Below are 19,377 nucleotides of genomic sequence, written 5' to 3'. Positions count from 1 at the left end.
TTTGGTTAGGATTACCTTACCCAGCGTCCCGGTACATGGAGATGTGCGGGATGCCCGCCTCCTCGTAGACCTCCCCGAACGCGACGAACCCGTGCCGCGCGTACAGAGGTGCAACGTACTCCTGGGCGTGCAGCAGCATCGGCTCGGACCCGAAGTCCTCGATCGCGCGACCGAGGAGGGCTGACGCGAGCCCCTCCCCTCGGCGGTCGGCGCGGGTCACGACCCGGCCGATCACGCGACGCGCGTCGAGGTGCTCGGGGTGGGCATCCTGCAGTACACGCAAGCACGCCGCCGCCGCGCCGGTCTCGTCGAGCACGGCGTAGTGCACGGTCGCGGCCTCGAGGTCGCGCCAGTCGAGCTCCTCCTCGTCGACATGCTGCTCGAGGAAGAACACATCCGTGCGAAGCTTGAGGATCGCGTACAGCTCTCGCAGGGAGAGCTCGTCGCTGCGACGGACGATCACGGAAGATTCGGGCACGCGCCCGAGTTTAATGGTGGTGATCGTCACCCCTTCTACGGAGAACCCATGACCTACAACGTCGACAAGTCCGACGCCGAGTGGCGCGAGCAGCTCAGCCCCGAGGAGTACGCGGTGCTGCGCCAGGCCGCCACGGAGCGCCCCTGGACGGGCGAGCTGCTCGACGAGAACCGCACCGGCGTCTACAAGTGCAAGGCGTGCGGGCAGGAGCTGTTCCGGAGCACCTCCAAGTTCGACTCGCACTGCGGCTGGCCGAGCTTCTACATCCCGAGCGAGCAGGACGCCGTCGAACTCGTCAAGGACACCTCGCTCGGCATGGAGCGCGTCGAGGTGCGGTGCTCCAACTGCGGCTCCCACCTCGGCCACGTCTTCGACGACGCGCCGCAGACGCCGACCGGTGACCGCTTCTGCATGAACTCGGTCTCCCTCTCGTTCGAGGCCGCCGAGTAGGTGGCCGACCACTCGGCGCTCGACGCCGTGCTGCGTCGGCGGTCGCACTCGAGCGTGACCGCCGACGCTCCGACCCACGAGGAGCTGCTGCCCCTCGTGGCCGCCGCAGCGACCGTGGCCGACCACAGCGCCCTGCGGCCGTGGCGGCTCATCGAGCTGCGAGGCGCCGCACGCGAACGGCTCGGCGCCGCCTTCGTCGAAGCGAGCGGGCTCGAGGGCAAGGACGCCGAGAAGCTCGCCGCGAAACCCCTGCGTGCGAGTCTGCTGATCGCCGTGGTGGCACGCACGGTACCCAGCTTCAAGGTGCCCGCGTGGGAGCAGGAGGCCGTCGCATCCGGCGTCGCCCACACGCTGTCGCTGCTGCTGGATGACGCGGGCTGGGGCGTCATGTGGCGCACCGGCGGCCACACCCGCGCCGCCGCCGTGCACCGCATGCACGGACTCGGCGATGACGAGCACCTGCTCGGCTGGCTCTACGTCGGCGGGCGAATCCCCGACAAGGAGAAGCCGCGCAAGCCGATCGACGCGGAGCCGCTCATCAGCGTGCTCGACTGATCAGCGTGCTCGAGCGGGGCGACCGCCGAGCGCGGTGAGAGACACCGCGACGAGCGTGACGATCGTCGAGACGATTGTGGGGATTCCCAGCTCGTGCCCCGCAGCGGGCACCACGATGTCGAGCACGAGCGAACCGAGAAGCTGCCCCGCGATCATCCCCAGCCCGAGCAGCAGCACGCCGATGTAGCGGACCACGATCGCGCCGCACACGATGAACATGACGCCGATCGGCCCGCCGAGGTACACGACCGGGTCGAGCGGCAGCGAGTCCGGCCAGCCGTTCCACGGGCTCGCGACCAGCGTCGCGATGCCGAGGGCCAGGGTGCCGACGACGAAGTTGCCGAAGCTCGCGGTGACGGCCGATCCGCTCACCTCCCGGATCTGCCCGTTGAACGCCTGCTGCCAAGCGATGCCGATGCCTGCCGAGAACGGGAGCAGGAGCATCCAGACGGGGAAGTCGCCGTGCAGTTGGCTGGAGCCCGCGAAGATCACCGCGCCCAGCGCGAGGAGGGCGCCGATGACCCGCAGTGCTGTGATCGGCTTCGGGGCCATCGACCCCAGCCCGCGCCGGTCGATGACGAGGGCGCTGAGCGTCTGACCGGCGACGACCCCGACCGAGAAGAGGGCGACCCCGAGGGTCGCCGCGACCAGGCCCTGGGAGAGGATGAGGTACGCACCGCCGAGTCCGCCGAGGATCCAGAACCACGGGATGCTCCGCTCCCGGATGCTCGCCGCGACGCGGCCCACCCCCGCTCGCCCCGCCGGCGAGAACGCCATCGCCACGATCATGATGATGAGCCCCGTGCCGAATGAGATGAACGCCGCAAGCGGCCCGTTCTCGATGCGCGTCGCGAGCTCGCCGTTGACCCGGGCCTGCGCCGCCATCCCGAGCCCGCACGCGACGGCGACCGCGGTGCAGACGACGGTGACCCATGCGGGGCGGTGCTGAGTGGACATGACTAGTCGAGGCTAGTGGGTGGCGCGGTCACTACTATTTCGGGATGGGCCAGACCTTCGTCATCGTGTGCCCGCTCGAGGCCCTGCATGCGGGGCAGTCCTTCTCCCGCCGAGCGTGGCCGCTGCACGTGACCGTCGGGCAGAACTTCCGATGGGATGGCGGAACAGAGGCCCTGGTCGCGCTCGTCGATCCGGTCCTCCGGCGGGCCCGACGTTGTGCGATCCAGGTCGGTGTCGAGGCGCTATTCGGCGCGCATGGTGCTGTAGAGGTCAGCCTCGTTGAGCCCTCCAGTGTCCTCACGGCGCTGCACGAACAGCTCGTGCTCGACGGGATGGCCTTCGCGGAGCCGCAGTACCTCTCGCCGAACTACCGGCCCCACATCACCCATGTCGGCAAGACCCGCCCGCAGGAGGGCGACCGTGTCACCCTGGAGAGCGCGGCACTGGTGGAGCTCAGGGGCGACGCCGCCGAGGTGGTGGCGACGTGGGCATGGGGGCCGGAGAGCGGCGAGTCGCGCCAGACGTGAATTGACCTCTTCTCATGCCCCAAAACCGGCTGGGAAATCAACCCCTACTCGCCCGCGTCCGCCAACCTCTAGCGTCGAGTGGTCCCCTTCGGGGACAAGCCCTTACCCAGGGCGGAAAGGAATGAAGCAATGAGTATCGGTACCGGAGTTGTCCTGTTCGTGATCGGCGCGATCCTCGTGTTCGCCCTCAACTTCGATCTCGGTGGAGTCGTCAACATCGACCTCATCGGCTACATCCTCATGGGTGCCGGAGTCGTGGTGTTCCTCATCGGACTCATCGCGATGTTCCGTCGGCGCGCGGCCGTGACCACCTCGACGTCGGGTGTCGACCCGGCCAGCGGTGCACGCGTGACCCGCAACGTGACGGAGACCGACGGCCCCGCCGTCTGACCCGCCTCAGCCTGAGACAGGGCCGGCCCTTCGGGGTCGGCCCTGTTTTCGTTGGAGCCCCCTATCGGATTCGAACCGATGACCCTCGCTTTACAAGAGCGATGCTCTGGCCAACTGAGCTAAGGAGGCGCGGACCGGTCAATAGTACCGGGCGCGTGTAACTAGCCCGCGAGCTAGGACGGCACTGAGTAGCGACTTTCGCACCTTCACCGGTGCACAATCCCTCCACGAAGGTGCGAAACTCGCCACTCGCTGAGCCCCACGGCAGGAGTAACCTCACCCCATGGCCCGCAACTCGATCCTGAGCATCGGCTCGCGCGACTCGTTCCTGTCGGTCGGCAGCCGCGGGTCGTTCCTGTCGATCGGCAGCATCGGGTCGATCGGCAGCATCGGGTCGGTGGGGTCGGCGTTTTCGGTGCTCTCCATCGGGTCGTGGGTGGCCTTCGGGAGCATCCTGTCCGCCGCCGCGGTCTTCTCGGTGATGTCGTTCGCAGCTCGGCAAGCAGTCATGCGCAACGGCGCCGCGAGCGCACTCGCCGCGAAGAAGCGCCGCTAGAGCGCCCCGACGATCGCCTCCGCGAGCTCCACGGGCTTCGTGAACTGGGGCCAGTGGCCTGTCGGCAGGTCGATGAGCACGCGCTCTTTCACCGCGGCGAGCTCTGCCACCCACGGCGCCCCGCCGTCGATCATCTGCTGCAGCTGGTTCGCCGTGAACTCACAGCAGATCACCGTCACGGGGACGTCGTAGCGTCGCGGATCGGAGAGCACCTGCTTGTCGCTCGCCACGCGCGCGGGCTCCGGCTTCGCGATCGCCGCGAAGTGGTCGCGCAGCTCCTCGGTCATGTCCACGAGGTCCTCGTCCTCGAACACCGACCAGTCCGGCAGCGGGATCTCCCCGTCGACCACAGGCAGCTCGTCGTTGATGACTCCCCCGTCGCCGAGCGGGCCGGAATCCACGAACACGACGCGGGCCACGAGCTCCGGCCGGGCATCCGCCACGGCCCACGCGATCGATCCGCCGCCGCTGTGGCCGACGAGGACGACGCGCTCGCCGATCGCATCGACCGCGGCGACGACGGCGTCGACGTGGTCGCGCAGGGTGATCCCCGAGCGGTCGGCATCCACCGACTCCAGGCCTGGCAGCGTGAGCGGATGCACCGTGCGCCCCGCATCGCGCAAGCGGGTCGTCACCTCGCCCCACGAATCGCCATCGAGCCAGAAACCGGGAATCAGCAGCAGGTCCATGCCGCGACGCTACCGTGCGCCTCCGACAGGTACCGATAGTCTCTCGGCAACCGCACTCCTGGGGAGGCTCGAGTGGATCTCGCTACCGTCGTCACCTACGTCTACATCGCCCTCTGGCTGTTCTTCATCTACAGCTTCGCCGGGGTGATCGTCGAGATGCTCTACTGCTGGACGATCGAGTACCGCGGCGTCGTCGAGTCTCGACTGGGCCTGCTCTACCTGCCCTTCAACCTGCTGTACGGCACGGGTGGAGTCGTGATCTCCCTCGCGCTCCTGCCGTTCTTCGACAACCCGTTCGCGGTCTTCGGGCTGGGCCTCGTCGTCGGCACCGTGCTCGAATACATCACGAGCCTCGTCATGGAGAAGGCCTTTCACGCGGTCTACTGGGACTACAGCAAGGAGTTCCTCAACATCCAGGGCAGAGTGTGCCTGAAGTACGCGCTCATGTGGGGCGGTTTGTCGCTCGTGCTGATGTACGTGCTCGACACGCTCAACATCCACGTCCTCGCGATGATCCCGGTCGCCATCGGCCTGCCGGTGCTCTCGCTGCTCGTCCTCGCGACGATCGCCTCGATCATCCTCACGCTCCTCGCCTACCGGCGTACGCGGGAGAAGAACGCTTACTTGCTGGCGAAGCGAGACGGCGCGGATGCCACGCTCCCCGACTCCGGATGGCGCCGTCTCGTCGATCGCCTGGTGCCCGATGCCGTACTGGTGAACACCTTCCCGCGCATGAGCCTCATCACCGAGTATCAGGAGCTCTCCGGCCACCACCGCAAGCTCATCGTGTGGCTGCCCACTATCGGCAAGCCGACGCCCGCTATCGTCGCCGCCGGCGAGCGGGCTCGCGAGCAGGAGGCGTCGCGGCTCGTCGCCGCGGGCCAGGTCTGACGCTTAAGGAGCGGGAGTGGGCGTCGGGGTCGACGTCGAGGACTCCGTGAACGCCTCGCCCGCTGCCTGGATGACGAAGGCCTGGAACGACGCGAGGTCGTTGATGGGGCCCTCGTACTTGAGGCCGTTGACGATGACGGTCGGGGTGCCGGTGACCTGGTCGACATTGGAGTTCGGGATGGGTCCGTTGAGGGCTCGCGCCGATGCGTTCGTGACGAACGCCTTGAAATCCTGACCCTTGATGCACGACGCGATCTTGTCAGCGGACTCCACACCGGCCTGCTCGGTGAACCCGATGAGCTCCTCATCGGTGAGACCGGTGGAGTTCTCGGCGGGCTGGTTCGCGAACAGCAGGTTGTGGAAGTCGTAGAACTGGTTGGGCGAGTAGTTCGCGACGCACGCGGCGGCGTTGGCCGAGCGAGTCGAGTACTTGGTGCCCTGCGAGAGCCGGTCGAGGATCGAGATCGGGTGGATGTCGACCGTCGTGCCGCCGTTCTCGAGGAGGCTCGAGATGTAGTCGCCGTTGGTCGCCTCGAACTGGCCGCAGATCGGGCACAGGTAGTCGACGAACATCGTGATGTTGAGCTCGCCGTCGGCGCGCTCGTTCGGGATCGGGTCCTCGCCCGGCTGCAGTGCGGGCGTCTCGGTCGCCACGAAGCCTTCGCCGATCTGGATGCCGTCGCTCGCCATATTGAGCGGGCCCGGGCCGGCCGGCCTGATCGAGTTGACGATGACGAGAGCCACGACGGCGATGATGGCGAGCGAGGCGAGGATGATCCCGCCCTGGAGAAGCAGGCGGGTGCGCTTGTCCTTCTTCTTCTGCTCCTCGCGCAGGAGGCGGGCCTTCTCTCGCGCCGCTTCGCGCTTCTCGTTCTTGCTGAGCCGGGACTCGTTCGAGTAGCTCACTCGGACCTCATTCGGGATGGTGGCGGCTGTGCCTGATGATTCGTGGGCGCCGGCGGGGCGCATGCCTGAGAAATTCTAGGAGAGGTGGCTGGGAATTGACCAACCGCCACGGGCTCGCGGGAAGTGACATACTGGTGCGTGGTGGCTTCTGTCACCGCATCCATTCACTACGGATCGTCCGGCACGTACCTGCCGGTGAAGGAGTTAGTACAACCATGGCATCTGTCACTTTCGACAAGGCAACCCGTCTCTACCCGGGTTCCACCCGAGCCGCCGTCGACCAGATCGACCTGGAGGTCGCCGACGGCGAGTTCCTCGTCCTCGTCGGCCCGTCGGGTTGTGGCAAGTCGACCACCCTGCGCATGCTCGCCGGCCTCGAAGAGGTCAACGACGGCCGCATCCTCATCGGCGACCGCGACGTCACCGACGTGCCGCCGAAGGACCGCGACATCGCGATGGTGTTCCAGAACTACGCGCTGTACCCGCACATGACCGTCGCCGAGAACATGGGCTTCGCGCTCAAGATCGCCGGTGTCAACAAGGAGGAGCGCGCTGCTCGCGTTCTCGAGGCTGCGAAGCTCCTCGACCTCGAGCCCTACCTCAGCCGCAAGCCGAAGGCCCTCTCGGGCGGTCAGCGCCAGCGCGTCGCCATGGGCCGCGCCATCGTGCGCCAGCCGCAGGTGTTCCTCATGGACGAGCCGCTGTCGAACCTTGACGCCAAGCTCCGCGTCCAGACCCGTACGCAGATCGCGTCGCTCCAGCGCCGCCTCGGCGTCACCACCGTCTACGTCACGCACGACCAGACCGAGGCGCTCACCATGGGCGACCGCATCGCGGTCCTCAAGGACGGCGTGCTCCAGCAGGTCGGCACCCCGCGCGACCTGTACGAGGCCCCGAAGAACGTCTTCGTCGCCGGCTTCATCGGCAGCCCCGCCATGAACCTGTTCGACGCCGACATCGTCGACGGCGGGCTCAAGTTCGGCACCGCGACCGCGAAGGTCGACCGCGACACCCTCGGCGCGACGAGCGCCAAGAAGGTCACCATCGGCGTGCGTCCCGAGGACGTCAAGGTCGCGACCTCCGGCCAGGGCCTCCCGGTCGAGGTCGACGTCGTCGAGGAGCTCGGCGCCGACGGCTACCTGTACGGGCACACCGAGATCGACGGCAACCGCGTCGACATCGTCGCGCGCGTCGACGGCCGCAACCACCCGAACGCGGGCGACAAGGTCGTCATCACGCCGGAGCCGAACCACATCCACGCGTTCGACTCCGAGTCGGGCGAGCGCCTCAACAAGAAGGCCGTCGTCGCCAGCTAGTCGCTGCATCAACGCCTGATCGGGCCTGTCGAGTAGTCTCGGCAGGCCCGATCGTTTTGTCAGGAGAACCATGAGCGGATCACTCAACATCACCGCCGCGACCGTCGACCCGGGGCTGCTGGACCTGCCGTGGGCGCTCCCCCTCGAGCTGTGGCCGGAGGAGACGATCGCCGCCCTCCCCAAGGGCATCTCGCGCCATGTGGTGCGGTTCGTGAACCTCAGCGGCTACGTGGTGGCCATCAAGGAGACATCCGCGGAGCTCGCCAAGCGCGAGTACGACATGCTCCGCACGCTCCAACGGCTCGACATCCCCTGCGTCGACCCGGTCGCCGTCATCACCAACCGCACGTCCGCGACGGGTGAGCCGCTCGAGTCGGTGCTCGTCACGCGGCATTTGCGCTTCTCGCTGCCCTATCGGGCGATCTACTCCCAGTCGCTTCGGCCGGAGACGGCGACCCGACTCGTCGACGCCCTCGCCGTGCTCCTCGTGCGCCTTCACGTGGTCGGCTTCTTCTGGGGGGATGTCTCGCTCTCCAACACCCTCTTCCGCCGCGACGCCGGCGCCTTCGCCGCCTACCTCGTCGATGCCGAGACCGGCCAGCTCTACGACGGGCTCTCGAACGGGCAGCGCGAGAACGACCTCGAGATCGCTCGCGTCAACATCGCCGGCGAGCTGCTCGACCTCCAGGCTGGCGGTCGCCTCGACGAGGACATCGACCCGGTCGCGATCAGCGACGGGATCGTCGAGAAGTACCGCAGCCTCTGGAAGGAGCTCACGGGAACCGAGGTCTTCGACTCGTCGGAGCGCTGGCGCATCAACCAGAGGGTCGAGCGCCTCAACGAGCTCGGCTTCGACATCGAGGAGCTCGCGATCCGCACCGACGAGACCGGCACCCAGGTGCGCATCCAGCCAAAGGTGGTGGATGCCGGGCACCACTCGCGGCGACTGCTGCGGCTCACCGGCCTGGACGCCCAGGAGAACCAGGCCCGCCGCCTCCTCAACGACCTGGACGCCTACCGCCTCGCCTTCGACAAGCAGGACGTCGACGAGGAGGTCGTGGCGCACGAGTGGACCGCTCGGGTATTCGAGCCGGTCATCCGCGCCATCCCGAAGGAGCTGCGCGGCAAGCTCGAGCCGGCGGAGATCTTCCACCAGCTTCTCGAGCACCGGTGGTACCTCTCCCAGGACTCCGGCCGCGACGTCCCCCTTGCGGAGGCGATGACGAGCTACATCGACACGGTGCTGCGCCACCGTCGCGACGAGGCGACCATCATCAACCCGCCGACGGGCACCTTCACGGCGCCGGTGGACGTCCTCGACGACGAGGACGACTGGCGCTCGAAGGTCTGAGTCGCGTCAGGACCCGGTCTGACGACGAGCCCGGCAACGGACCAGCCGGGCCCGCCGGGCTTCAGACGAGCATCCCGAGCGGGTTCTCGATGTTCTTCACGAACGCGGCCAACCACTGGGCGGCGAGGGCACCGTCGAGCACGCGGTGGTCGGCCGAGAGGGTGACCGTCATGACCGTCGCGACCTCGATCGCGCCGTCGACCACGACCGCCTCGGGCCGAGCGCGGCCCACCGCGAGGATCGCCGACTGCGGCGGGTTGATGATCGCCGAGAACTCGGTGATGCCGTACATGCCAAGATTCGAGACGGCGAAGCTGCCGCCCTCGAGCTCGTGCTGCCGCAGCTTGCCGGCGCGCGACCGCTCAGCCAGGTCGGCGACGGAGCGCGCGATCTCGCCGAGCGTGAGCGACTCGACCGAGCGCAGCACCGGGGTGACGAGACCGCCCTCGATGGCGACGGCGACCGACATGTCGACCGTCGAGTAGCGGGTCACGGCCTGCTCACCCCACGTGGCGTTCGCCTCGGGAACCGCGAGGAACGCCGCGGCCGCCGCCTTGAGCACGAAGTCGTTGACGGAGATCTTCGTCGGGGCGCTCTCGTTGATCTCTGCTCGCAGCGCGAGGAGACGGTCGACGCGGCAGTCGGCGACGAGGTAGAAGTGCGGCACCGTCGACTTGCTCTCGGTGAGCCGCCGCGCGATGGCCCGCCGCATGGCGGTGTGCGGCACGAGCTGCGTTTCGCCCGAGGCGACCGCCGGCGTGGTCGTTTCTCCGGGGGTGGGCTCCGGAGCGGTGGATGCGGCGGCAGCGTCCACTCCGTCGAGGTCCCGCCGCACGATCCGCCCGCCCGGGCCGGTGCCCGTGATGCGCGCGAGGTCGAGCCCGCGCTCGCGAGCCAAACGGCGCACGAGCGGGCTTGCGAAGCGGCGCGCGTGATCGCCGGGCTCGGGAGAAACCGAGACCGGGGCAGAGGTCTCCGGGGCCGGGGCGGGTGCGGCCGCCGGCTCCGGAGAAGCGGAAATAGATGGGGATGCGGGTGCCGCGGCGGGCTCCGGGGCGGCGGGCACCGCGGCGGGGGCTGCAGGCGCCGCGTCATCCGCGGACTCGCCGGGCGCCCCGACGACCGCGATCGGGTCGCCCACCTTCGCGGAGACCCCCTCCTCGAGGAGGAGCTTGAGAACGGTGCCACCGGTCTCGGCGGCGTACTCGACGACGGCCTTCTCGGTCTCGATCTCGGCGAGCGGCGTGCCGACGGAGAGGTCCTGCCCGGGCTCGACGAGCCACGACTGGATCGCGGCCTCCGAGGCCCCGGCGAGCACCTCGGGCATCCGGATGACGGTGGCCATCAGCGCGCTCCCATCCCGGCGCGCACGCGCTCGAGCCCGGCGACGACCTCCTCGGTCCGCGCGATCGCCGCGCGCTCGAGCACCTTCGAGATGCTCGGGCTCGCCTCCGCTCCCGTGACGCGCTCGATCGGCTGGTCAAGCCAGTCGAAGAACCGGCGCTGGATCTCGTCGGAGAGCCACGCCCCGTATGAGGTGCCCTGCGCGCCCTGCTCGACGATCAGCACGGCGTTGGTCTTGCGGATGCTCTCGCCGATGGTCTCCCAGTCGATCGAGGCCCGGTCGAGCCACCGCAGGTCGATGAGCTCCGCGTCGATGCCGGTCTGCTCGATGGCCTCTGCCGCGTGGCGGACCATCGAGAGGTAGGAGATGACCGTGACATCCGACCCGCTCCGCCGCACGGCCGCGCGGCCCGGCGGCAGGATGTAGTCGAGGTCGCCCTCGGGCACGCGGTCGGCGGTGCCGTACAGGTCGACGTGCTCGATGACGAGCACCGGGTCCTGCAGGGCGAGGGCCGCGTTCATGAGGCCCACGTAGTCGGCGGCCGTCGAGGGGGCGACGATGCGCCAGCCCGGACTCGTGGCGAAGATGCCTGCGGGGTCCATGAGGTGCTGCGAGCCGTAGCCCGAGCCCATCGCGACCTTGGTGCGCAGCACGAGCGGCACGGGGTTGTCGCCGCCGAACATGTGCCGCGCCTTGCCGATCTGGTTGAAGACCTGGTCGGCAGCGACCCACATGAAGTCCGGGTACATGAACTCGACGACGGGACGGTAGCGCCCGTCGAGGGCGAGTCCCTCCGCGAGCCCGGTGAACGCGTTCTCGCTGATCGGAGTGCCGAGGATGCGCCCGGGCCCGTACTTCGCGGCGAGTCCCTTCGTGGCGCCGTTCGTGCCGCCGCCGAGGCGGTGCACGTCCTCACCGAGCACGACGATGCGATCGTCCTGGGCCATGCGGCGGTCCATGACGCCCGAGACGGCCTCGACGAACTTCGTGTCGCGCCAGGCGCCCGTGTACTCCACCGGGTCGGCCACGGTGAGGGACTCGAGCTCGCTCGCATCCCCGCGCACCCCGACGTTGACGAATCCCGGGTCGGGCCAGAGGTCGGGGCGGATGCGGCGCTTCCCCTCGGCCTCGGGGTCGGCCTCGAGCAGCTCCCCCGCTGCCGCGGTCATCGCCGCCTGGGCGCGGGCGCGGAGATCGGCGACCTGCTCCTCACTGATGAGTCCGAGGGCGATCATCTCCTTCGCCTGCCGGTCGAGGGGGTCGCGGGCACGCCACGCGGCCTCCTCCTCCTTGGTGCGGTAGCCGAATGCGCTGCCCGGGTAGGGGCCGTTCTGGTGGAAGAAGCGGTAGACCTCGGCTTCGATGATGGTGGGGCCGTCGCCGGCGCGCATCCGTTCGGCCGCCTGCTCCATGGCGAGGTGCACGGCGAGGGGGTTCATGCCGTCGACGCGCCACGCAGGGATGCTGAAGCCCTGCCCGCGCACGGAGAAGCGGCCGTCCGCGCTGATCTCCGACGCGTTGGTGGCCACGGCGTAGAGGTTGTTCTCGATGAAGAAGCACACCGGCAGCTGCCACGTCGCCGCGAGGTTCATCGACTCCAGCACGGAGCCGATCTGGCTCGCGCCGTCGCCGAAGTAGTTGATGGTGAGGTCGGTCGTGCCGGAGTGCTTCTGCGCCCACGCGTTGCCGGTCGCGGCGGGGGCGCCGCCGCCGACGATCGCGTTGGTGCCCAGCGCTCCCGCCTCGAACCACTGCAGGTGCATCGAGCCGCCGCGACCCCGGCAGTACCCCTGGGCGAGGCCGAGGATCTCGGCGAGGCTGCGCTGCAGCACTTCCTGAACGCGCGCGTCGAACGGCGCGGAAGGGTCGAGAGCGCCGCCGGAGACGTGGGTGATGGCCTTGGCGAGGAACTGGTGGTGTCCGCGGTGGGAACCGTTGACGGCATCCGTCGACCGCAACCCGACGATCGATCCGACCGCGCCGCCCTCCTGCCCGATGCTCGAGTGGGCGGGTCCGTGGACGAGGCCCTCCCCGGCGAGCTCGAGCACGGTCTCCTCGAAGGCACGGATGAGGTGGAGCTGCGTGAGCATCGTGCCGAGGAGCGCCGGATCGGCGGCCTTCCAGTCGGCGGGCGTGGTGGTGAGCTCGATCCAGTCCACACCGGTGCTGAGACGTCGTTGTCGTGCCATGTCGAGCACGATACCCCCAGATTGTTTCCAATACAATCCTTGGGCGGGGCGGTGTCCTGGCTTTTGCCCGACTTTTGGGAGAGACTGTATCCAATAGACGAAGGAGTCGCCATGGCCATCCCCGGAATGCGAGGCATCGACCACATCGGCATCACGGTCCCCGACCTCGACGAGGCGGAGGCGTTCCTCATCGAGGTGCTCGGGGCGCAGCACATCTACACGCTCGGCCCGAAGCAGTCCGATGACGAGTGGATGAGCATCCACCTCGGCGTCCACCCGCGCACGGTCATCCGCGAGATCCGCTTCTACCGCCTCGGCAACGGCAGCAACATCGAGACCTTCAAGTACGACTCGGCCGACGGGCAGGCGCCCCAGCCGCGCAACAGCGACATCGGCGGGCACCACCTCGCGCTCTACGTGGACGACATGGATGCCGCACTCGAGCACCTCCGCGCGCACGGTGTCGAGATCATGGGTGCCCCCACCGCGAGCGCGGGCCCCGCGCTCGGCCAGCGCTGGGTGTACTTCCGGAGCCCGTGGGGCATGCAGTTCGAGCTCGTGAGCTTCCCCGGCGGCAAGGCGTACGAGGCCGATGCGCCGGTGAAGCTCTGGCACCCGGCGCACCCGGCCGAGCCGGTGCCCCCGGCCGAGGGCGGGGCCGCACAATAGTGACCATGACCGCCACGCCCGCGCCGCACGGCGCCGCCGGTACCCGCATCGCCGACGACCTGCGCCGGTCCATCCTCGCCGGCGAGTTCGAGCCGGGAGCGCGCATCCGTCAGGAGGACCTCGCCGACCGCCACGGCGCCAGTCGTCTGCCCGTGCGCGAGGCGCTGCGGATGCTCGAGGGCGAGGGCCTCGTCACGCTCGTCGCCAACACGGGCGCGTGGGTGTCGCGGCTGAGCCTCGCGGAGTGCGAGGAGATGTACCAGATCCGCGAGCGGATCGAGCCGCTGCTGCTGCGCTACAACGTGCCGCTGCTGAGCGAGGGCCAGATCGACGAGCTCGACCGGCTCGCCGCCGCGATGGAGGCCACCGACGACCTCGAGGAGTTCATCGGACTCGACCGCGAGTTCCACCTGTCGAGCTACGCGGTCGCGGAGACGAGCGTGCTCGGCGACACCGTGCTGCAGCTGTGGAACCGCACCCAGCACTACCGCCGCGCGTTCATGCGCGTGCGCGGCTCCGACGACCGCAGCGTGCACTTCGAGCACCACCTGCTCGTGTCGGCGCTGCGCCGCCGCGACGCCGAGGATGCCGAGCGCGTGTTGACCGGCCACATCCGTCGCACCCGACTGGAGCTCGCTCGCCACCCCGAAGTCTTCTCCGACTAGCCCCGCTTCGAGACAAGGAACACCATGCCCATCGCCACGATCGACCCGACCACGGGCGAGACCGTCGCCGAGTTCGAGCCGCACGACGCCGACGAGATCGAGCGGCGCATCGCGCAGTCGCACGAGGCGTACCGCGCCCTGCGCTCGACGACCTTCGCGGAGCGCGCCGCGTGGATGCGCGCCGCCGCCGACCTCATGGACGCCGAGGTCGAGGAGACGGCCGCGATGCTGACCCTCGAGATGGGCAAGACCCTCGCGCAATCGCGCGCCGAGGTCCGCAAGTCGGCCACCAACCTGCGCTACTACGCCGAGCACGCCGAAGAGTTCCTCACCGGCCGCGAGCTGGATGCCGCGGCGGTGAACGCCTCTCGCGCGTACACGGTCTACGAGCCGATCGGCGTCGTGCTCGCCGTCATGCCGTGGAACTACCCGCTGTGGCAGGTCATCCGCTTCGCCGCTCCCGCGCTCATGGCGGGCAATACGGTGCTGCTCAAGCACGCCTCGAACGTGCCGCAGGCCGCGCTCTACCTCGACGCGATCTTCGAGCGCGGCGGGTTCCCGGCGGGGTCGTTCAACACTCTGCTCATCGGGGCGCGCGAGGTCGAGGGCGTGCTGCGCGACCGCCGCGTGGTGGCGGCGACGCTCACCGGCTCCGAGCCTGCGGGGCGGTCCGTGGCATCCATCGCCGGCTCCGAGGTGAAGCACGTCGTGCTCGAGCTCGGCGGGTCGGACCCCTTCCTCGTCCTCCCCAGCGCGGACCTGGATGCCGCGGTCGCGACCGCCGTGACGGCCCGCACGAGCAACAACGGCCAGGCGTGCATCAACGCCAAGCGCTTCATCGTGCACGAGGACGTCTACGACGCGTTCGTAGAGCGCTTCACCGCCGCGATGGCCGCGCTCGTCGTCGGGGACCCCCGGGATGACGCGACCGACGTCGGCCCGCTCGCGACGAGCTCGGGCCGCGACGAGGTCGCCGAGCTCGTGTCCGACGCGCTCGCTCAGGGCGCCGTCGCGACGACGGGCGGCACCGTGCCCGAGGGACCCGGCTGGTTCTACCCGCCGACGGTGGTCACGGGGGTGACGAAGGCGATGCGGCTCTACGCCGAGGAGGCGTTCGGCCCGGTGGCGACGGTGTTCCGCGCGTCATCCCTCGAGGAGGCGCTCGAGATCGCGAACGACACGACGTTCGGGCTGAGCTCGGCGGTGTGGACGCAGGATGCCGACGAGGAGCGCCGCGCGATCGCGGGCCTCGACGCGGGGGCGGTGTTCGTCAACGGTATGTCGATCTCGTACCCGCAGGTGCCCTTCGGTGGCACGAAGGACTCGGGCCTCGGTCGCGAGCTCTCGGTGGAGGGCATCCGCGAGTTCACCAACGCGAAGTCGGTCTGGAAAGCCTGACGCGTCCGCGAGTTGCGAGTTCCGCAGCTTCCGCCCGGGATCCGGGCGCCACGAAGGTGCGGAACTCGCAACTCGACCCTGGAAGACTGTGGCCGTGCACTGAGTTGCGGGTTACGCAGCTTCCGCGCGGGACCCCGGCCCCACGAAGGTGCGGAACTCGCAACTCGCGAGCGAACGCGATCAGGTGATGCGCCACCCGCGGTCGATCGCGATGCTCGTGCCGGAGATGCCGCGGTTGCGGAGCAGGAACTGCGTGGCATCCACGACGTCCGCCATCGTCGCGAGCTCGCCGCCCGGCGTACGTGACTTGTAGCCGTCGAGCACTCCCTCGGGCTTGCTCGCCCAGAACGGGCTGTCGCCGATGATGCCGGGGTGCAGGGCGTTGACGCGGATGGGGGCGAGTTCGAGCGCGAGCGTCATCGTGAGGCCCTCGACTCCGCCGTTGATGGTGGAGACCGTCGTCGAACCCGGGTAGGGCAGGTCCTTCGCGCGGCCGCCGAAGAGCACGATGCCGGTGTCGACGGTCGGGTCGAGGCGGTCGAGCATCGTGTGGATGACCTCCGTGTAGCCCACGAGCTTGAGGGTCACGAGCCGCCGTGCGCGCTCGATGCTGTACTCGCGCACGCTGTTCGCGTCGCGCTCGATTGCGGCGAGCACCAAGCCGTGGATGCGGCCGACCCCGGCGAGGTGGCCGGCGATCGCCTCCGGCTCGGAGATGTCGAGCGCCACTCCCGTGGCGCGGTCGCCGAGCGACGCCGCGACCTCGTCGGCGTGGGCCTGGTCGCGACCGGTGAGCACGACGGAGTCGCCGCGGGCGATGGTGTCGCGGGCGATCTCGAGGCCGATGCCCGAGGTGCCGCCGACGACGAGGATGGTGCGGTCAGTCACTGCTGCCTCCTTGCAGGTGGGTGGTTGGTTCAGCTCAGGTCGCGCCGGGCGACTTCGGCGATCGCGGCCCAGTCGGCGTCGGCGAGGGATGGCTCGGCGAGGGTCCGCTCGAACACCGAGCGCAGCGCGGGGGCCGTGGGCAGCGTGACGCCGCCCGCCTCGGCGATCTCCTCGGCGAGCGAGAGGTCCTTGAGGCCGAGGGTGACGGTGAAGCCCGGCGGCACGTACTTCTCTTCGGCGATGATGCGCCCGTAGCCCTCGTACACGACACCGCCGAAGAGCGTGCTCGACAGCAAGTCCGTGAACTCGGCGGCGTCGATACCCTGCCGCTCGACGAGGGCGACGGACTCCCCGATCGCCTCGAGCGCGTGGATGATGTTGTAGTTCACCGCGATCTTGACGGCGTTCGCCATCGGCGGCTTCTCGCCGAGCCTCCAGACCCGGGCGCTGAGCGCCTCGAGGTGCGGGAGCACGGCATCCACGTCGTCGGGCTTGCCGGCGGCGAGGATGTTCAGCCGACCCGCCGCCGCGACCGGCGGGCGCCCGAGCACGGGGGCGGCGACGTAGCGCACTCCCGCCGACTCGAAGCGCTCCTGGAGCACTCCCGCGAGCCGCATGCTGATCGACGCCGTGTTGACGTGGATGCGCCCCGGTGCGTCGCCGATCGCCTCGACGGAGAGCACGGCATCCGCGGCCTCGTCGTTGGCGAGCATCGAGAACGAGACCGGTTGGGCGAGCGCCTCGGCGGCGGTCGCGGCGACGGATGCCCCGGCGATCGCCTCGGCGGGCCCGGCACTGCGGTTCCACGCGAGCACGTCGTGCCCGGTCTCGACAAGGCGCCCGGCCATCGCCGAGCCCATCGAGCCGAGTCCGAGGAATCCGATCACGCTCACGCCTCCCCGCGCCCCCACGTCGTGTTGAGGTGCGACTGGGAGTCGCGCTCGAGGTTGAGGGGACCGTCGATCGTGTAGTACCGGCGCCCGGCGACGATGAGCTCCTCGGCGGGGAACTTGGTGATGACCTCGCACCCGTCGGCGGTCACGACGACCTCCTCCTCGATGCGCGCGGCACCCCAGCCGTCCGCGGACGGCCAATAGGTCTCGAGCGCGAACACCATGCCCTCCTTGAGCTCCTCGGGGTGGTCGAGGGAGACGAGCCTCGAGAAGATCGGCTTCTCCCAGATCGACAGTCCGACACCGTGACCGTACTGCAGGGCGAAGGCGGCTTCCTCATCCGCGAAACCGAACTCCTGCGCGGTCGGCCACACCTTGACGATGTCCGCAGTGGTCGCACCCGGCTTCACGAGGGCGATCGCGCGGTCCATGTACTCGCGGGCGCGGGTGTAGGCGTCGCGCTGGGCGGAGCTCGCCGAGCCGACCGCGAAGGTGCGGTAGTAGCACGTGCGGTACCCGTTGAAGCTGTGCAGGATGTCGAAGAACGCGGGGTCGCCGGGCCGGATGAGGCGGTCGGAGAACACGTGGGGGTGCGGCGAGCAGCGCTCCCCCGAGATCGCGTTGACGCCCTCGACGTACTCCGAGCCGAGGTCGTAGAGCGTCTTGGCGACGACGCCGACGGCCTCGTTCTCGCGCACGCCCGGGCGGAGGAACCGGTAGAGCTCCTCGTACGCGGCATCCACCATCGACGCCGCCTGCGTCAGCAACCGGATCTCGTCGTAGGTCTTGATGCGCCGGGCCTCCATGAACAGCTGCTGGCCGTCGACGACCTGGATGCCGAGCTTCTGCAGCGCGAACAGGATCGGCAGCTCGATCACGTCGACGCCCAGCGGCTGGTCGGCCACGCCGAACTTCTCGAGCTCGCGCTTGATCTTGAGGGCGACCCCTTCGGCGATCTCGGCGTCGGGCGAGAACGCGCCGCGCAGGGTGGAGATGCCGGCGCGGGCGCCGCTCTCGAGCCGGGGCCGAAGGGCGCCCTCGTGGGGGGCGTTCGGGTCCGCGTCCATCTCCATGCTCGTGACGTCGAGCCACGGGTTGTAGAGCTTGTGGTGCTTCGCTGCGGAGCCGAAGTCCCACGAGATCGGGTCGCTCTGGCGGGTCAGGAGGCTGAACCGGATGAGCTTGTCCATCGCCCACGTGCCGATGTGGGTGGCGGTCATATAGCGGATGTTGGAGAAGTCGAAGGCGAGCACGGCTCCGAGCTCGGAGATCTCGAGCTCGGCGCGCAGTCTCGCGAGCCGCTCCCGGCGGAGACGCTCGAAGTCGACGCGCTCCTCCCAGTCGACGCCGTTGGTGCCCGTCGTGCCGGTGTTCCTCATGAGTGACCTCCCCCGAATACGCGTTGCGTATCGTTCAGTGAGACAGAATGGTGTTTAGTAGAGATAAACGGTCGCACCGAGGCTACCGCGACAATGTCGAGGATCTGTGCGCCGGTGCTGGATACTTGGTGAACGGTCGGGTCAATGACGACCCCACGATGGCGGGAGACAGAATGACGGCGGAGGATATCGGCGCACGCTTGCGGGATGCGCGGATGCAGCGGGGGCTGAGCCTCCGCAGCATGGCGCAAGCCCTCGGCGTCTCCGCGAGCCTCATCTCCCAAGTGGAGACCGGCAAGACGCAGCCCTCCGTCTCGACGCTCTACGCGATGGTCAACCACCTCGGCGTCTCCATGGACGAGCTCCTCGGGGTCACCCCCGCGCCGGGCCAGTCGGCGCCCCTGTTCGGTCACACCGGGCCTGTGCTCCCTGCCGTCCAGCGCGGGAGCGAGAACCCCGTGCTCGAGATGGAGAACGGAGTCCACTGGGAGCGCCTCGCCGTCGGCGAGGGCGGGCCGGCGGATGCTCTCCTCGTGAGCTACGACCCCGGAGCATCCAGCTCCATCGAGGGAAAGCTCATGCGCCACTCGGGCATCGAGTACGCGTACATCCTCGAGGGCGAGCTGACCCTCCAGCTGGACTTCGACACTCACGTGCTCGGCCCCGGCGACTCGCTCCAGTTCGACTCGGTGCGGCCGCACCTGTACTCCAACAACGGGACGACCGTCGCCCGCGGCATCTGGTTCGTGGTGGGCCGCCGCCAGCAGAACCAGGCTATGCCGACGGCTCCCGGCGGCGACTCCGCGAAGGGCGCGCCGCTGTCGTCCGCGGTCGACGTGCTGCGGGCGATGGACGAGCTGCACGGCTGAGCGACCGGGGCGCCGC

21 protein-coding genes and 1 tRNA gene are annotated in these 19,377 nt (G+C 69.2%); 12 read left to right on the top strand and 10 right to left on the bottom strand.

What is annotated here, in order from left to right:
• Positions 1-16: 16 nt before the first annotated feature.
• Positions 17-478: a GNAT family N-acetyltransferase gene (locus tag Q5716_RS14315; RefSeq protein WP_305003831.1), complete on the bottom strand. Its 462-nt coding sequence runs from the start codon at positions 476-478 to the stop codon at positions 17-19.
• Between the two features lie 48 nt (positions 479-526).
• Here Q5716_RS14315 and msrB point away from each other — a divergent pair, with 48 nt between their 5' ends.
• Both msrB and Q5716_RS14305 read left to right on the top strand, forming a co-directional pair.
• The gene (gene msrB, locus Q5716_RS14310) at positions 527-928 is read left to right on the top strand and encodes a peptide-methionine (R)-S-oxide reductase MsrB (protein WP_305003830.1); all 402 of its coding nucleotides are present in this window, start codon (positions 527-529) and stop codon (positions 926-928) included.
• Positions 929-1,483 carry a nitroreductase family protein gene (locus tag Q5716_RS14305; protein ID WP_305003829.1) on the top strand — a complete coding sequence of 185 codons (555 nt, stop codon included), beginning with the start codon at positions 929-931 and terminating at the stop codon, positions 1,481-1,483.
• Here the strand turns inward: Q5716_RS14305 and Q5716_RS14300 are convergent, their stop codons facing one another.
• Positions 1,484-2,440, bottom strand: coding sequence for a DMT family transporter (locus tag Q5716_RS14300; RefSeq protein WP_305003828.1), 957 nt, complete (start codon positions 2,438-2,440; stop codon positions 1,484-1,486). It abuts the gene before it with no gap.
• 44 nt (positions 2,441-2,484) lie between these two features.
• Here Q5716_RS14300 and Q5716_RS14295 point away from each other — a divergent pair, with 44 nt between their 5' ends.
• Together Q5716_RS14295 and Q5716_RS14290 are read left to right on the top strand one after the other, a co-directional pair.
• The gene (locus tag Q5716_RS14295) at positions 2,485-2,967 is read left to right on the top strand and encodes a 2'-5' RNA ligase family protein (RefSeq protein WP_305003827.1); all 483 of its coding nucleotides are present in this window, start codon (positions 2,485-2,487) and stop codon (positions 2,965-2,967) included.
• A gap of 129 nt (positions 2,968-3,096) precedes the next feature.
• Positions 3,097-3,357, top strand: a complete 261-nt coding sequence (locus tag Q5716_RS14290) for a hypothetical protein (RefSeq protein ID WP_305003826.1) — start codon at positions 3,097-3,099, stop codon at positions 3,355-3,357.
• A gap of 52 nt (positions 3,358-3,409) precedes the next feature.
• Here the strand turns inward: Q5716_RS14290 and Q5716_RS14285 are convergent.
• A tRNA-Thr gene (locus Q5716_RS14285) sits at positions 3,410-3,486 on the bottom strand.
• A 154-nt stretch (positions 3,487-3,640) separates the two neighbouring features.
• Here Q5716_RS14285 and Q5716_RS14280 point away from each other — a divergent pair.
• Positions 3,641-3,913 carry a hypothetical protein gene (locus Q5716_RS14280; RefSeq protein WP_305003825.1) on the top strand — a complete coding sequence of 91 codons (273 nt, stop codon included), beginning with the start codon at positions 3,641-3,643 and terminating at the stop codon, positions 3,911-3,913.
• Here Q5716_RS14280 and Q5716_RS14275 read toward each other — a convergent pair.
• Positions 3,910-4,602, bottom strand: coding sequence for an alpha/beta fold hydrolase (locus Q5716_RS14275; protein ID WP_305003824.1), 693 nt, complete (start codon positions 4,600-4,602; stop codon positions 3,910-3,912). The genes Q5716_RS14280 and Q5716_RS14275 overlap by 4 nt on opposite strands.
• Positions 4,603-4,674: 72 nt before the next feature.
• Between Q5716_RS14275 and Q5716_RS14270 the strand changes: the two genes are divergently transcribed.
• Positions 4,675-5,493, top strand: a complete 819-nt coding sequence (locus Q5716_RS14270) for a putative ABC transporter permease (RefSeq protein WP_305003823.1) — start codon at positions 4,675-4,677, stop codon at positions 5,491-5,493.
• 3 nt (positions 5,494-5,496) lie between these two features.
• Here the strand turns inward: Q5716_RS14270 and Q5716_RS14265 are convergent, their stop codons facing one another.
• Entirely contained in the window at positions 5,497-6,399 is a 903-nt protein-coding gene (locus tag Q5716_RS14265) for a DsbA family protein (protein ID WP_305003822.1), read from the bottom strand.
• Between the two features lie 215 nt (positions 6,400-6,614).
• On the opposite strand from Q5716_RS14265, the gene Q5716_RS14260 reads away from it, so the two are divergent.
• Both Q5716_RS14260 and Q5716_RS14255 read left to right on the top strand, forming a co-directional pair.
• Positions 6,615-7,715 (top strand): ABC transporter ATP-binding protein, encoded by a 1,101-nt coding sequence (locus Q5716_RS14260; RefSeq protein ID WP_305003821.1) that lies wholly within the window; start codon positions 6,615-6,617, stop codon positions 7,713-7,715.
• A gap of 70 nt (positions 7,716-7,785) precedes the next feature.
• Positions 7,786-9,066 carry a DUF4032 domain-containing protein gene (locus tag Q5716_RS14255; protein ID WP_305003820.1) on the top strand — a complete coding sequence of 427 codons (1,281 nt, stop codon included), beginning with the start codon at positions 7,786-7,788 and terminating at the stop codon, positions 9,064-9,066.
• A gap of 61 nt (positions 9,067-9,127) precedes the next feature.
• Here Q5716_RS14255 and Q5716_RS14250 read toward each other — a convergent pair whose 3' ends face one another.
• Positions 9,128-10,411, bottom strand: a complete 1,284-nt coding sequence (locus Q5716_RS14250; RefSeq protein ID WP_305003819.1) for a dihydrolipoamide acetyltransferase family protein — start codon at positions 10,409-10,411, stop codon at positions 9,128-9,130.
• Positions 10,411-12,600: an alpha-ketoacid dehydrogenase subunit alpha/beta gene (locus Q5716_RS14245; protein WP_305003818.1), complete on the bottom strand. Its 2,190-nt coding sequence runs from the start codon at positions 12,598-12,600 to the stop codon at positions 10,411-10,413. The genes Q5716_RS14250 and Q5716_RS14245 overlap by 1 nt, the downstream gene beginning before the upstream one ends.
• 111 nt (positions 12,601-12,711) lie before the next feature.
• Between Q5716_RS14245 and Q5716_RS14240 the strand changes: the two genes are divergently transcribed.
• Genes Q5716_RS14240 through Q5716_RS14230 form a run of 3 tightly spaced genes read left to right on the top strand, consistent with a single transcriptional unit; the run spans position 12,712 to position 15,332 of the window.
• A complete protein-coding gene (locus Q5716_RS14240; protein WP_305003817.1) occupies positions 12,712-13,269 on the top strand; it encodes a VOC family protein in 558 nt (185 codons plus the stop codon).
• A gap of 5 nt (positions 13,270-13,274) precedes the next feature.
• The gene (locus tag Q5716_RS14235; protein WP_305003816.1) at positions 13,275-13,934 is read left to right on the top strand and encodes a GntR family transcriptional regulator; all 660 of its coding nucleotides are present in this window, start codon (positions 13,275-13,277) and stop codon (positions 13,932-13,934) included.
• Positions 13,935-13,958: 24 nt separating this feature from the next.
• Positions 13,959-15,332 (top strand): NADP-dependent succinic semialdehyde dehydrogenase, encoded by a 1,374-nt coding sequence (locus Q5716_RS14230; protein WP_305003815.1) that lies wholly within the window; start codon positions 13,959-13,961, stop codon positions 15,330-15,332.
• 180 nt (positions 15,333-15,512) lie between these two features.
• On the opposite strand, the gene Q5716_RS14225 is transcribed toward Q5716_RS14230, so the two are convergent.
• From Q5716_RS14225 to Q5716_RS14215, 3 genes are read right to left on the bottom strand one after another with little or no spacing between them, the layout of a single operon-like run.
• Positions 15,513-16,220, bottom strand: a complete 708-nt coding sequence (locus Q5716_RS14225) for an SDR family NAD(P)-dependent oxidoreductase (protein WP_305003814.1) — start codon at positions 16,218-16,220, stop codon at positions 15,513-15,515.
• A gap of 29 nt (positions 16,221-16,249) precedes the next feature.
• Positions 16,250-17,107 carry an NAD(P)-dependent oxidoreductase gene (locus tag Q5716_RS14220; protein WP_305003813.1) on the bottom strand — a complete coding sequence of 286 codons (858 nt, stop codon included), beginning with the start codon at positions 17,105-17,107 and terminating at the stop codon, positions 16,250-16,252.
• A 2-nt stretch (positions 17,108-17,109) separates the two neighbouring features.
• On the bottom strand, positions 17,110-18,492 hold the full coding sequence (locus tag Q5716_RS14215) for a M24 family metallopeptidase (RefSeq protein ID WP_305003812.1): 1,383 nt from the start codon (positions 18,490-18,492) through the stop codon (positions 17,110-17,112).
• A gap of 173 nt (positions 18,493-18,665) precedes the next feature.
• On the opposite strand from Q5716_RS14215, the gene Q5716_RS14210 reads away from it, so the two are divergent.
• Entirely contained in the window at positions 18,666-19,361 is a 696-nt protein-coding gene (locus Q5716_RS14210; protein ID WP_305003811.1) for a helix-turn-helix domain-containing protein, read from the top strand.
• The last annotated feature ends 16 nt before the right edge of the window (positions 19,362-19,377 follow it).

This window comes from Antiquaquibacter soli (assembly GCF_030580675.1).
Taxonomy (GTDB): domain Bacteria; phylum Actinomycetota; class Actinomycetes; order Actinomycetales; family Microbacteriaceae; genus Rhodoglobus; species Rhodoglobus soli.
The sequence above is the reverse complement of the archived record's forward strand: the minus strand, read 5'-3'. Positions and strand labels throughout refer to the sequence as shown.